Origin of the sequence: Parabacteroides sp. AM17-47 (genome assembly GCF_003434625.1) — a bacterium.
Taxonomy (GTDB): Bacteria; Bacteroidota; Bacteroidia; order Bacteroidales; family Tannerellaceae; genus Parabacteroides; species Parabacteroides distasonis.
In genome coordinates this window covers 46,729-60,582 of sequence record NZ_QTLI01000012.1, presented here as the reverse complement: position 1 = coordinate 60,582, position 13,854 = coordinate 46,729, and the positions used below count along the sequence as shown (strand labels likewise).

Genomic DNA, 13,854 nt, shown 5'->3' with positions numbered 1-13,854 from the left:
ATGCATTTAAAATTAGAATGATAAGTTAACACCAAATGTAAATGAACGAGCCTTCGGCATATAGTTACGCGGTTCGATACCCGGTGACAGACCGGCATCCGTATCGCTAGCCTCGCCACGGAAGAGCTCCACTTCCGGATCCAAACCGGAATAGCTTGTGATTACGAACAAGTTCTGAGCAGCTACATAAATACGGGCTTTATCTAGCCAATCAATCTTCTTCGTATTGAATGTATAACCAATAGACATATTATCCAAACGGGCGAAAGAGGCATTCTCCAAATAATATGAGCTTACACGTGAATTCTCTCTCAGTAACATCAAGTCATCACCTTTCATAGCGTTAGCTCCGGCTACATAGGTATTATTACCATAAGCGGCACGCGGGTTGTTCAACAACTTGCCACCGATCTGCCCACGTAAGAAGAAGCTGGCATCCCAATTCTTCCAAGTGAAGGTATTGTTCCATCCAAATGTCAAATCCGGCTGGGAATCACCTACGTATGTACGGTCATCGTCCGAGATTTGTCCATCCTTATTGACATCTTCCATAATAAACTTACCGTTTTCATCAATGCCGTTACATTTCAACATAAAGAACTGACCGACCGGATAGCCTTCCTCTACCACATGAGAAGTCACGCCGGAAGCGCCGCGGATCCACGGATCACCTACATAAACACGGCTTGTTGAAAACAGGTCGTTAGACAACTTCGTGATCTCATTCTTATTGTGAGACAAATTAATAGAAGTATTCCAGTTAAAGCTCTTGTTTCGGATCACGTCTAAGTTCAACATGACCTCGATACCCTTATTGCTCATATCACCAACGTTGGCAGCGATCTTTTTATACACATACGTTGGAGTCGGTACAGCATAGTCATAAAGCATATCGGAAGTCTTCTTACTATAATATTCTACCGTACCGCCCAAGCGACCGTTAAATAACTGGAAGTCTACACCGATATTAAACATAGCAGTTGATTCCCACTTCAAATCCGGGTTCGGGTTCTGCGTGATACGGAAAGAGGTAGATGTACCACCACCGTTATAATAAGTACCATACGGCTGATACAACTCCAAGCTCTTATAAGGCTTCAAACCATCTTGATTACCCGTCACACCATAACCAGCACGCAACTTCAAGTCGTTCAACCAACTGATATCCTGCATAAAGGCCTCTTGAGAAATACCCCAAGCAGCAGATACAGACGGGAACCATCCCCATTTATGATTAGCACCGAACTTAGAAGAACCATCACGACGCATCGTAGCGGTGATCATATATCGCTCATCGTAGCTATAGTGCGCACGAGCAAAGAAAGAGATCAATTTATAGTCATTCTTGCTGGAAGTCACATTACCGATCTTCAAATCGTTACCAGCTTGGATAGAGTTGGCACCCATAGATGCTACAGAGAACTGTGTTGCCAAAGATTCTTGCGACTGATAACCGTTGGTTTCCCAAGAATAACCCAGCAAAGCGTTCAGTTTATGTTTTTCCTCCGCACCGAAAGACTTGTTATAGTCGGCCGTCCATTCCATCAACTCACGATCCCATACGAAGTTGCGTCTCTTGGCATAGCCATTCGAGCTATCACCCAAAGAGTTTCCAGCACCACCACCTAACGCATTGTCGGGGCTTTCCCATTGGCTATAATCGCTAGTATAACGACTCTTATATAAGTTCGCCTTTACGTTCAGGCCCTCAATTACTTCAAACTGCACATCGCCTTGTCCATAGAAATAATTATTTTTGAATAATTTGTAGTTTTCATCTTGGGCTTTCACCATGTTACCTTGGTTATAAGCGTTGTCGTTACCCGTAAAATAAGAGCCATCCTCATTGTAAATCGGAACGACCGGAACATTATTGTAAGCAGCGATGAAATAGTCGGCAAACGTAGCTTGCATATCTGTCAAGGTAGCAGCTCCCGTCAAACCAATACGCAAACGATCATTGATAGCTCGTTGCTGGAATTGGAAGCGGAAACTGTGACGCTTCATCCAGTTATCGCGAGCGATACCCTTACGGTCTAAGTAAGTATAAGACGCACGATAGTTACTTTTGGAAGAACCTCCAGACAATGACAAGGCATGATTCTGAGAAATACCCGTACGTAATAAAGCACCGAACCAATCAGTATCAGCGTTATATTTGTCATATTGCGAGATGTCACTACCCAATTGTTTGTTCACATCACGCCATTCGGAAGCATTCAGCATATCCGGTTTGTTAGCAACCTTATCCATTGTCACATAACCATCATAATTAATCTGAGTCTTAGCTCCCGAACCTCTCTTGGTCGTAATCAAGATAACACCACCTGCGGCACGAGAACCATAGATAGCGGCGGAGGAGGCATCCTTCAATACGGAAATAGACTCGATATCTGAAGGAGAAACCGTAGACATATCACCACCGGGAACACCATCGATAACGATCATAGGACCTTGATCGTTTTGCAAGGTAGAAGTACCACGCAAACGAATCTGAGAGCTACGAGTCACATCACCAGAGCCAGAAGTAATCTGCAAACCAGCCACTTTACCTTGTAGCAAATCTGAAGCATCACGATTAACACCCTTGTTGAAGTTTTCCTCGGAGACATTGGCTACAGATCCGGTAATCTCCTTACGAGTCTGCGTACCATAACCGATCGCAACAACCTCACCCAAATTTACTACGGATGGAGCTAATTTAACGTCCACTTTGTTACGTCCTTTAACACCTTCTTCCAAAGTGTTATAACCAATAAAAGAAAATTGAAGAACGGCTTTTTTCAAGTCGTTAAGCGTTAGAGTGTAATTACCGTCAATATCGGTAATCGTACCATTGGTAGTACCCTTTTCTACAATGTTCGCACCGATGATGGGCTCACCTTGTTCATCTAGTACCATGGTTTAGAATCATGCTACGTATACTTTGTTAATATCAAACATATTCAATATTTTTCCGTAATAAAAAATCAAGCATGGTAGCATCTAGGTATATCAGGTACCATATGAGTATTACACAATAGAGTGAAATAAATCAATCATCAAAACAAAGTATGGATGGTTTTATGTAATGTTTTTTTACATTATCATGGTTTAATTTTAAAAAAGTTATTATATTTGCCTCGAAAATTCTCAATTGTGTTTGTGAATTCAATGATTGTTAACCTAAAAATTAAGTAATTATGCAACGAAAGAAAACATTTGATTCTTTCAGACGCTGTAAGGTAGTGATACTTTCAGTGTTGATGTCTTTTTGCATGACAGCGGCTTTTGCCCAATCTGGCGCTGTTAAAGGAAAAGTTCTAGATGAACTTGGTGAACCCATCATCGGTGCGAACATCGTAGAAAAGGGAACTACCAATGGTACTATCACTGACATGGACGGTAACTACAGCCTTACCGTAAATGATTTAAAAAAGGCTGTTCTTCAAGCATCCTTTATTGGTTATAACACGATCGAAGAGAGTGTTAAAGGACGTAGCACGGTAGAGATTAAGTTATCTCCATCCGTAGTAAACTTAGGAGAGGTCGTGGCGATCGGTTACGGTACGCAGACCCGTAGGGAGATCACAGGATCCGTGGCGAACGTATCCGAAGAAAGTTTTAACAAAGGTATCACACGTGACGCTTCCGACTTGTTGCAAGGCAAGGTAGCTGGTTTGACGATCACTTCCGGCTCCGGTGATGTGACGCGTGGATCTACGATGCGTTTGCGTGGTACATCCACGTTGCAGAACGACCAAGGTCCGTTAATCGTTATCGATGGTATTCCCGGTGGTGATATGTCGACGGTAGCTCCTTCCGATATCGAGTCTATCTCCGTCTTGAAAGATGCCTCCTCCGCCGCTATCTACGGCTCTCGTGCCGCTGGTGGTGTAGTATTGATTACGACCAAGAGAGGTTCTGGCTCCAAGACACAAATCAGCTATGATGGTTATGTTGCCTTTGATCTGATGGCCAATAAGCCCGATTTAATGAATGCGGACGAATGGAGAGGTTACGCAAATAGCAAAGGTCTAGACTATAGCGTATACGACCAATATGGTGCCGACACAGATTGGTTTGATGAACTGACTCGTACCGGAGTTTCTCAGAACCATTCAATCTCTTTGTCTGGTGGTGGTTCTAAGAACAACTATCGTGCGTCCTATACCTATTTGGATCGAAATGGTATCATGCGCGATAACGATATGCAACGCCATAGCTTCCGCTTCCAGTTCCAGCAGCGTGCGATCAATGACCGTTTGCGTATTGGTTTGGCTGGATCTGCTACCTTGACAGACTCACATGTTCCGAATGGTGACAACTTCGTGTTGGCATACAGCATGTTGCCTGTTTACCCAGTTTATAACGCTGATGGTTCTTACTTCACGAAAGTTAATGCGGAGTATGACCAAGGTAATCCTGTTCAAAACCAAAATCTGAACGAGCGAAAAAACAGCAACGTTTATTTTTATGGTGCCGGTGATATCCAATTTGAGATTATCAACGGATTGAACATCAAGGCAAATTTATATAAGAGCCGTTTCTCTAATGAGTATAGCCGCTATGACGACTCTCGTACGACGGTCGGACAGGGTAATAATGGCTTTGCGCAAAAACGTAATCGGGCATGGGATCGTAACTTGATGGAGTGGACTTTGGACTACAATAAGTCTTTTGGTGCGGACGAAAAACATAAATTGAATGCGATTCTCGGTTACTCTTGGGAGGATAACACATATTCTTATTTCTTCGCTCAAAACCGCAACTTTTTGATCAACGATTTGTCATATAACGCTTTGCAATCCGGAGCCGGATTAAAGACAGGCGACGTTGAGTCTGGTAAGAACTACTACAAATTGATCTCTATGTTCGCCCGCGCTCACTATAGCTATGACGAGCGTTATATGATTACGGCTACCGTCCGTCGAGATGGTTCCTCTAAGTTCGGTGCGAATCATAAATGGGGTACGTTCCCCTCTGTTTCCGCAGCTTGGGGTATCTCACAAGAGGCATTCATGCAAGACGTAAACTGGATCAATGACTTGAAGTTACGTGCGGGCTACGGTGTTACCGGTAACCAAGATGGTTTACAGCCGTATAAGAGCATGGAGCTTTATGGCATGTCCGGTATCTATTATGACAATGGTAATTGGGCTACATCTTATAAGATTTCCCAGAATGCCAACCCGGATTTGAAATGGGAGTCTACGGCTATGTTAAACATCGGTTTAGATTTCTCTTTGTTCAATGGCCGTTTAGGTGGTACAATCGAATGGTATGACAAACGTACATCAGACATGCTTTATACTTACAAGGTTCCGACTCCTCCGTATGTTTACGACCGTATGCAAGCCAATGTAGGTGATATGAAAAATACAGGTATCGAGGTTTTGTTAAACTTAGATGTGATCCGTAACAAGACATTCAACTGGAATATGTCATTGAACTTGTCCCACAATAAGAATGAAATCACGAAGTTGTCAAGCGATCTTTATACGACAGACCGTATTTATACAGGCGATCCATGGATCCGTGGTGCTTCCGGCGTAACTTCTCACGTAGTAGAGGAAGGCCGTCCCGTAGGACAATTCTTCATGCTGGAATGTACGGGTATCAAGGACGGAAAATATATCATTACGGATTTGAACGGTGATGGTGAGATCTCGGACGATGACCGCACATACGTAGGAGACGCACAACCAGACTTGACATTTGGATGGCAAAATAATTTCACTTGGAAGAACTGGGATTTCAGCTTCTTCTTCCGTGGAACGATCGGCAACAAGGTATTGAACAACCCGCGTGCGGCTTATGCGAATAATACGTACTTGATCGGTACAAACGCATTAGATGATGAATTGACTTATACGATGAAAGAATCTTCTCGCGTATGTTCTTATTATTTGGAGAATGGTTCGTTCATCCGTTTGGATAACTTGGCCTTAGGTTACACCTTCGATACGAAGAAGATTAATTGGTTGGATAAAGCTCGTCTTTATTTCGCCGCTCAGAACTTATTCGTAATTACTGGATACAAAGGTTTAGACCCAGAGGTTGAATTGTTCCGTGGTGAATCTTCCGATACGGATGCTGGTTTGTCTCCGGGTATTGAGCCTCGTCAATTCTTCCCGAAGGCACGTACCTTCACATTGGGTGTTAATTTAACTTTCTAAATTAAATCGTTATTAATTATGAATAAAAAATCAATTATATCATTATTTACTGGTGCTGCACTAATGTTTTCCATGCCCTCCTGTACGGATTTGGATGAAACGGTGTATGATAAGATTCCAGCAGAAAACTTCGGTAAAACCGATGGTGAAATCAATTCGATCATTGGCCCTGCATACAATACATTTAAAAGATATTTCTCTGACGCATGTATTGCTTTATCGGAATGCTCAGGAGATATGGCGGTCGTACCTACCCGTAAAGGTGGTGACTGGTATGATGGTGGTCAGTATCGTGAGTTACACATGCACGCATGGACTGCGAATACCTCAGCCGTGAAAAACGCATGGTCAAGATCTACGGAAGCGATCTCTGCTTGTAACTTAATTTACGAGACTATTAGTACTTCCGCATTGGAAGAATCCGCAAAAGCTAGAGCGTTAGCGGAAATCCGCGGTGTACGTGCGTTCTGGATTTATTACCTGATGGATAATTGGGGAAATGTTCCATTGAGTATAGATTACAATGACACAGAACTGCCCACTTGCAAAACAAGGAAGGAAGTTTATGATTGGTTGGTTAAAGAGGTAAACGAGATCAAGGACTTGCTTCGTGAAGATGTTTCTGACGCTAGTTATGGAAAATTCACGAAAGGTGCCGCTTATACCTTATTGGCAAAGTTGTACCTAAACGCAGAGGCTTGGGGCGTAGACTCTCCTCGATATAAAGAGGCCGCTGACGCTTGTGATGTCGTGATGGGGCTTCCTTATATATTAGAGGCTAACTGGAAAACAAATTTCCAAGTAAATAACCAACAATCAAGAGAAGCTATCTTGGCTTGCTGCTTTAGTGCGAACGATACGGAATGGCAAAATCAATTACATTACCGTACTTTGCACTATAAAGATAATATACCTCTTGGAGCTACTTTCAGCGCATGGAACGGTATTTGCGCACAGCCGGATTATGTATTGCTATTCGACAAGGAAGATCCTCGCTATGAAGGCTCTTTCTTAGTAGGTCCAAGTATCGACCCTGCTACTGGGAAAGTGTTGATCACGGCACACGACCGTCCTTTGATACACACTCCGGAAGTTACAGTTATCCCCGGAACGGAACGTGATGGTACGATTTGGGGTGACGTGAACCAAGAAGACGGCGCTCGTTGTAACAAATGGACTTTCGATAAGTCCTTAACTAATGCGATGGAGAATGATTTCCATATTTTCCGTCTGGCTGATGTATATTTGATGAAAGCAGAGTGTTTGATACGCACAGGAGGCAACAATGCGGAGGCTACACGTTTGGTCAATGCGGTCCGCGAACGTGCTTACGGTAACTCTAACCACAATTACGCATCCGTAGATCTAGAAAAGATCGCCTTAGAACGTAAGTTCGAGTTGGCATGGGAATGCCACGCACGTCAAGACAATATTCGCTTTGGAACTTTCCAAAACGCTCGTTGGCTGAAATCTGAAACGAAAGGGAAAGACTACATGAATATCTTCCCGATCTCTCAAGACGCATGGCAAACGAACCAGAACTTAAAACAGAACCCGGGTTATCCCGCATTCTAAAATATTCTATGGGCTAGATGAGACTTTTTAGGTTTCGTCTAGCCCTTTTTGTATAATCTTAAAATAATACGAACATGAAGAAGTATTTGATTTTACTTGCGATGTTACTCGTCGCCGTTGCGAACTATGCGGAAAAGCCCGCTAATTATGTGGAAGCCTCCCAAGAAGCGTATAGAGCTTCTGACCCTCTGATGCTAGAAGGATATTTTACAGGTGATACTTTCTCCGGGCAGATTGAGTTGATGACCGCAAACCAGATTCCCGGATACAATACACCCACAAGGCTTACAATTGTCGTAAGTAATCCCGTATTATCTTCCTATAATTGGTCTGTCTCCGGTAATGGTATATCATCTTATATCTCTGATAGCCATTTATGTGAAATATTCTTCAAGACAGGAGGATCACGTGGCTGTACGGTTACTCTATCAGGTCCTCTTGCGTCTACCGGTCAACAGGTGACAAAGGTTTTCGGATTCTATTGATGTTGAAAGTGAAGACATTCTTAGAAAGTAATGCCCCGTCACCAACTTATTCGTAAGTCTGTGACGGGGCGTTGCTTGTTTTGTATCTTCTATTATTCTATTGGATATTTGTCAATACCATAGACCTTTTTTATATGAGGATCAATGTAGTAGATTCTTTGCCTCTTCTTGTCCCCCGATCTTGAATATTGCGCTCTTACCTACTAGGCGTTTGAAAGAATGAACGTGTGCCCAAATGCTTATGGGCATTAGGGGAGCGTTACAGTATGTCCGATACCCTATCTGTCAGGAACTACCGCTCCATCCTCTCCTTCTCCTTTATCAACCCATTCCGATACGCATAAAGCAGTTTCTCCAAGTCCTTGATCTGGCTTTGAAGATCCGCACCCTTATCCGTATCTTTCACCATCTGGCGATGGGAGCTTAATTCTACCACGATCGTGGTGGATTTGATATCCAAGCCTTCCTCGATCGCTTTCGCCCGGGATTCGAAGGGTTCGTGTTGCACAAGCTGGAAACCACGGGAGTGATATACTAATGTATAGCCCGCAATACCGGTTTCCAAATGATACGGACGGGAGAAACCGCCATCGATTACTAACATCTTGCCATTCGCCTTGATGGGATTCTCACCTTGATTGGAACGGACAGGGACATGTCCGTTGATGATATGCCGATGCATACCGGTCACCCCAAACTCATCCAATATCCTATCACAAATTTCCTCTTGCTCTCGTAACGTATAATAAGCGCCTTTTTCCTCCTTATGAGTCTCGGCCTCTTCGATAAAGGCACGCTCGAAAGTAGCCATCTTGCTTTTATCGAATAACGGAGAGTCCTTGCCGCCCCAAAGATACCAGATATAATCATGCGCATATTCCACTTCTTCCTGCTCCCCGGTCTTGAAATAAGCCGTACGGATCAGTTGGTCTACACGGTCCAACAAAGCACGGCCCTTATAATCCTGCCCCAAGATACGTACTGACTTAAACGTCCCATCCGGATTCATCGGGATAGAGGCATGAAACAGTAAATTGGAATTACAAACCTGATACATTCCCCCATGCCGGAAGAAACAACGCATATGCTTTTTCATCTTCTCGCTGCTCTCAAAAGAATGCAAGATCTTTCGGATCAAATCCTCCTCCTCAATAGAAAGACGATACGGATCTTTCGGGTCTAAAGTAGGCCAGTTAGTATCTTTAAGCATATAATCCTTTCCATCGATATGAACCACTCCCCGCTTCAGATCGATATGGTGCAACAACATCCGGTCATCCATCTCAAACTCCGGACGACGGCGGATGATCTCACCCTCCAGCTTGAACTGGATGATGGTGATCGCCTTGTGCATCTGGGCGATCAAACGGGTGGTCTTCTCATCCATTGCATTATCGGCGAACTTTGTTTTCGGCATGAATAACGCACAAGGATCATCCCCGTACGCCTCCATCGCGAAAGTGGCCAACGGCAAAAGATTGATGCCATATCCATCTTCTAAGGTAGCCATATTACCAAAGCGTAAACACATACGAATCACGTTGGCGATACTTACCAAATTACCGGAAGCGGCTCCCATCCATAAGATATCATGATTACCCCATTGAACATCGAAATTATGGTAATCGCAAAGGATATCCATGATCAGATGAGCGCCCGGACCCCGATCGTAAATATCGCCGATGATATGTAACAGGTCGATTGTCAACCGTTGGATCAAGTTACACATAGCGATAATGAAATCGTCCGCACGTCCCGTGGAGATGATCGTACAAATAATCTGATCCACATAAGCGGATTTATTCGGCTCTACGGAAGACTCGTGCAATAACTCCTGAATAATATAGGAGAACTCCTTGGGTAAAGCCTTACGTACTTTCGAACGGGTGTATTTGGAGGACACGTTCCGGCAAACACGTACCAATTGATTCAAGGTCACTTGGTACCAATCTTCCAGATCTTGCTCTTGACTCTTGATCAGTTCCAGCTTATCCTCTGGATAATAAATCAAGGAACAAAGCTCCTTCTTCTCGGATTCCCGGAGCGTATTACTGAAAATCTCGTTCACCTTGCGCTTTACGGCACCGGAAGCGTTTCTCAGCACATGGCTAAAGGCTTGATCCTCGCCATGTAAATCACTCAAGAAGTGCTCCGTACCCTTCGGTAGGTTCAAGATCGCTTCCAGATTAATGATCTCCGTACTGGCATCCGCGATCGTCGGGAAACTCCGTGCCAACAATTGCAAATACCGTAAATCATTTTGTACAGATTCGGCTATAATATCTTTTGTCATCTTATCTCTTATTTATACGCGAATATAAATAGATCCGGTCATTTAAACCGAACCTGCTCCGGTTTATTTTTCTCGGCTACTTGCTGGATCTCATAGGGGCTGACCTCTACGGCGCCTTTCGTCAATTCCGGAATATTGTAGGAATACAACTGATAGTCATACTTATCCGGATCTTCTTGAGGCAATAAGAACGGTTTCGAAGGCTTACCGTCTTTCCCTATATAACAAATATAAGGTAAAGTATATAAACCGTTATCCCGGCGGCTACTAAATACGACCCAATCACTATTACTACTCCAAGAATGATAGCTATCCGTATCCGGGCTATTCAACGCAGACATATCCATCGCTGTCCGATTCTCCAAATCCATCATCCGGATCTCCGCATCCGGGTGCCAAATAGGGAACTGCCCATAAGCGGTTTCCGTGTACATCAGGAAACGCCCATCGGGAGAGATACGGGGAAATGTATAGCTCAAGCTATCCGCATGTACCAACGTATCGATCGGGAAGCTGATCTCGCCACGATCCGGATCGAACGCGACACGGCAGAGATTATAACGTACCTTATCATAATTCTCCGGCATCTTCTGGGCCGGGCCGTACAGAAATAAAGCCATTTACCATCCGGAGAGAACGCGGGGAAAGTCTCGAATGCATCTTTTGTGATCAATGAGGCTTTCGAAAGGATTTCTTTGTTTTTCACGTCATACACCACCACATCGGACTCCAAGTCGAACACTTCCATCTTTTTCTCTTTCACGGAATGGAAAAACTGTTTGATATCATTTACCGATGTGGTGATATAGCGCCCGGAAGGATGCCAGAAAGGATACGTCATATTACTGATCGTCCCATTCGTTTTCGTATTCAATTTACTGATTTTCTTGTCTTGGACAATATAAGTTCCCCCATTCGCCGCACGCATATGGAACATCATCTGCCCCGGATCTCCCATACAGAACGAATGGCAGTTCATACAATTATAGCCGGTCATATCGTTACGGATAATCGGCTGTTCGTCAAACGACTCCAAATTCCGCTGATAAATACCCACAATATGCCATTTCTCGTATCCCGGCTCTATCAAACGGTATACTAAATGAGAGTCGATCGCTTGATCACTGATATAGACAGAGAATGGTGCCCATTTAGTCCACTCATCACCTATCTTCGTGGCGATCGTAACAAAAAAGGCTTTTCCACGGTTCGCACGTGTCAAGCGAATCCAATCCTTCATCTTAAAACGGATCGTATTTGTCCCATGATATTCAAACACTTCCGACTCACTACCTTCTATTTTCGCATAGCATTCATCCGCTGGTACATTTATCCGGAAATTCAACGGAGCTATATTATAAGGTATAGTCGTCCCTTTATAATCCGGAAAAATAGGAGGCGGGGACATACGTTCGTTCGTGACATTCGTAATGCCTTCCGGATGCAAGGACCAAAAGCCTAAATATACGACTATAGTGAGAACTTGTATTATTAGATATCCGATCACAAAATTTCGGACGATCTTTCTTTTCTTTGTATTATCCATGTATTATTGTCGTTTAGGAGTCAGGATAAATTGAGCGTAATAATAATAGGTATCACCAAACTGTTGCTTCAAGGCTGCCGGCGGCATAGAGCGTGCCACTTTCATGAATTGCAGGAAGCGATTCTGCACCTCCTGACTGATCGGGAAGCTCCGGAACGCCTCCGGATCTTTCTGTACGGCCGCGAAGAACAAGCAAATAGCTTCTTGATAAAGCACCGGGAATGCCTCACCCCGTTCTTTCATCAATTCCATATAATGCATAAAAGTCATCAAATCCTTATAAACCAAAAGATATCCCATCCCATATTCGAAAGCCGGACGGTTATCGGCATGATCGTCGATCAAAAAAGCCAATGCGTTCGGAAAGATCAAGGTCAGGTCCAAAGGATTATCGGTAATCGGAAGCATCGCCCGTTTTGCCGCTATCCAATCTTCCGACGCACAAGCCACGGAGTCCAATAATGGACGTTGAGCGGTTGCCCAATCCCGGTAATGCGGGTTCGATTCCAGTATCTTGATATATTTCTCCGCCGCACGATATTCGCCGGTTACCAGATAAGTCTCCACCAAACGCTTCATCAAACGAGGTTGCACGCAACGTTGTGAACTTAATACCCCCACAAAGGCGAAACGTTGGGCGGCGTTCACTTGCCCGACTTGCCAAGCCACCTCACTCGCCTCGATCAATCCCATCCGGCTTTTCGGATCGTGCGGAATAAAACCACCCTCACCGATCTGGGGGAAACGCATCAAATCGGAAGTAAAACGTCCGGTTTTCGACAAAGCCAAATTCAGATAAATCAAGGCATCCATATCCCGCACAGAATGCGCACGAGCGTGCGAGACAATCTTCTGCCATTCTCCCAGCCGTGCATAGTAATCATACCGATAGGCCTGCTCCATCGGATCTTTCTTATAGAGAATCCCGGCGACCATCGCTATCAAAAGAAAAACGTAAGAAACGATTCGTTTCCAAGATTCCTTACGGATGAAAACCCGGCTCCTTACATAATAAAGAATGAAAGCGATCAAAGGATACGCAAGCATGATATATCCTAAAGAATTAGGTATCGGATATTCGGGATGGCATAGATGTTTGCTGAAAAAAGCTTCCCGCATCGGAAGAATATAAACCGTACGCATGGCGATCAACGGTAGCAAACCTCCCCAAGCGATAGCGATAATGGCTACTCCAAAACGAGCCTTATCCTCTTTAGCACAACACTCATAAACCGCGATCAATAAGGCCAACAATAAATTAGCGGGTGCCGCAAAAAAATAAGAGCCCCCCAAAAACAAGAAGCCAAAGAGATAACGAAGCCAATCAATCTTGATTGAAGTATACAAATACGCAAGAACCTGCACGAAAGCGAGCATCGTCAACAAGGCGATTGACTCCTGCGGATAGATCCAAATTAAAAAAGAGGGAAGAATAGCCGCCAACATAGAGGCACGCACCCCACAAGCTTTTAAGTAAAGGAAAAAACAGCCGGAGATCAGTCCTAATAATAAAGCGATCACTACCGAAGCCCCATAAGGATGGATAAACGCAAGCGATAAGAACTCAGTCACATATTCATTCAATCCACCCGGTTCGGCCAATCGGTCTTGGAAATAACTACCGGTAGTCTGAAACATCATATACTGCTCCAGAAAACGATACCAATACCGAAAATTCAACTCTATGAATAGGAAACTACCTATAATAAAAAGGAATAGTATAATGGTATTATTGTTAACAAATAGTCTATTCTTCATTCTCCAACTGTTTTTCGGATCGTAAAGATAGAAAGTATA

Annotated in this window: 8 protein-coding genes; 3 read left to right on the top strand and 5 right to left on the bottom strand. The window is 43.8% G+C overall.

Features of this window, described 5'->3' with window-relative positions; all coding sequences use genetic code 11:
* Window positions 1–12: 12 nt before the first annotated feature.
* Window positions 13–2,901, bottom strand: a complete 2,889-nt coding sequence (locus DW205_RS11255; protein ID WP_081031939.1) for a TonB-dependent receptor — start codon at window positions 2,899–2,901, stop codon at window positions 13–15.
* A gap of 281 nt (window positions 2,902–3,182) precedes the next feature.
* Here DW205_RS11255 and DW205_RS11250 point away from each other — a divergent pair, with 281 nt between their 5' ends.
* The 3 genes from DW205_RS11250 to DW205_RS11240 all read left to right on the top strand — a co-directional run bounded on the left by DW205_RS11250 (window position 3,183) and on the right by DW205_RS11240 (window position 8,218).
* A complete protein-coding gene (locus DW205_RS11250) occupies window positions 3,183–6,158 on the top strand; it encodes a TonB-dependent receptor (protein ID WP_121963091.1) in 2,976 nt (991 codons plus the stop codon).
* A gap of 18 nt (window positions 6,159–6,176) precedes the next feature.
* Window positions 6,177–7,733 (top strand): RagB/SusD family nutrient uptake outer membrane protein, encoded by a 1,557-nt coding sequence (locus DW205_RS11245; protein ID WP_005867840.1) that lies wholly within the window; start codon window positions 6,177–6,179, stop codon window positions 7,731–7,733.
* Between the two features lie 74 nt (window positions 7,734–7,807).
* Window positions 7,808–8,218: a hypothetical protein gene (locus DW205_RS11240; protein WP_005867839.1), complete on the top strand. Its 411-nt coding sequence runs from the start codon at window positions 7,808–7,810 to the stop codon at window positions 8,216–8,218.
* A 292-nt stretch (window positions 8,219–8,510) separates the two neighbouring features.
* Here the strand turns inward: DW205_RS11240 and DW205_RS11235 are convergent, their stop codons facing one another.
* From DW205_RS11235 to DW205_RS11225, 4 genes are read right to left on the bottom strand one after another with little or no spacing between them, the layout of a single operon-like run.
* Window positions 8,511–10,511, bottom strand: coding sequence for a fructose-bisphosphatase class III (locus tag DW205_RS11235; RefSeq protein WP_005867838.1), 2,001 nt, complete (start codon window positions 10,509–10,511; stop codon window positions 8,511–8,513).
* A 38-nt stretch (window positions 10,512–10,549) separates the two neighbouring features.
* Window positions 10,550–11,098 (bottom strand): hypothetical protein, encoded by a 549-nt coding sequence (locus tag DW205_RS22525; RefSeq protein ID WP_233523148.1) that lies wholly within the window; start codon window positions 11,096–11,098, stop codon window positions 10,550–10,552.
* A complete protein-coding gene (locus DW205_RS11230; RefSeq protein WP_233523147.1) occupies window positions 10,987–12,057 on the bottom strand; it encodes a hypothetical protein in 1,071 nt (356 codons plus the stop codon). Before DW205_RS11230 ends, DW205_RS22525 begins: the two co-directional genes overlap by 112 nt.
* A 3-nt stretch (window positions 12,058–12,060) precedes the next feature.
* Window positions 12,061–13,815, bottom strand: a complete 1,755-nt coding sequence (locus DW205_RS11225; RefSeq protein ID WP_005867833.1) for a DUF6057 family protein — start codon at window positions 13,813–13,815, stop codon at window positions 12,061–12,063.
* Window positions 13,816–13,854: the final 39 nt, after the last annotated feature.

Bases quoted from the DNA above. Each gene is read 5' to 3' on its own strand.
- DW205_RS11255 (WP_081031939.1), bottom strand. From the start codon at position 2,901: ATGGTACTAGATGAACAAGGTGAGCCCATCATCGGTGCGAACATTGTA.
- DW205_RS11250 (WP_121963091.1), top strand. From the start codon at position 3,183: ATGCAACGAAAGAAAACATTTGATTCTTTCAGACGCTGTAAGGTAGTG.
- DW205_RS11230 (WP_233523147.1), bottom strand. From the start codon at position 12,057: ATGGATAATACAAAGAAAAGAAAGATCGTCCGAAATTTTGTGATCGGA.
- DW205_RS11235 (WP_005867838.1), bottom strand. From the start codon at position 10,511: ATGACAAAAGATATTATAGCCGAATCTGTACAAAATGATTTACGGTAT.
- DW205_RS11225 (WP_005867833.1), bottom strand. From the start codon at position 13,815: ATGAAGAATAGACTATTTGTTAACAATAATACCATTATACTATTCCTT.
- DW205_RS22525 (WP_233523148.1), bottom strand. From the start codon at position 11,098: ATGCCGGAGAATTATGATAAGGTACGTTATAATCTCTGCCGTGTCGCG.
- DW205_RS11245 (WP_005867840.1), top strand. From the start codon at position 6,177: ATGAATAAAAAATCAATTATATCATTATTTACTGGTGCTGCACTAATG.
- DW205_RS11240 (WP_005867839.1), top strand. From the start codon at position 7,808: ATGAAGAAGTATTTGATTTTACTTGCGATGTTACTCGTCGCCGTTGCG.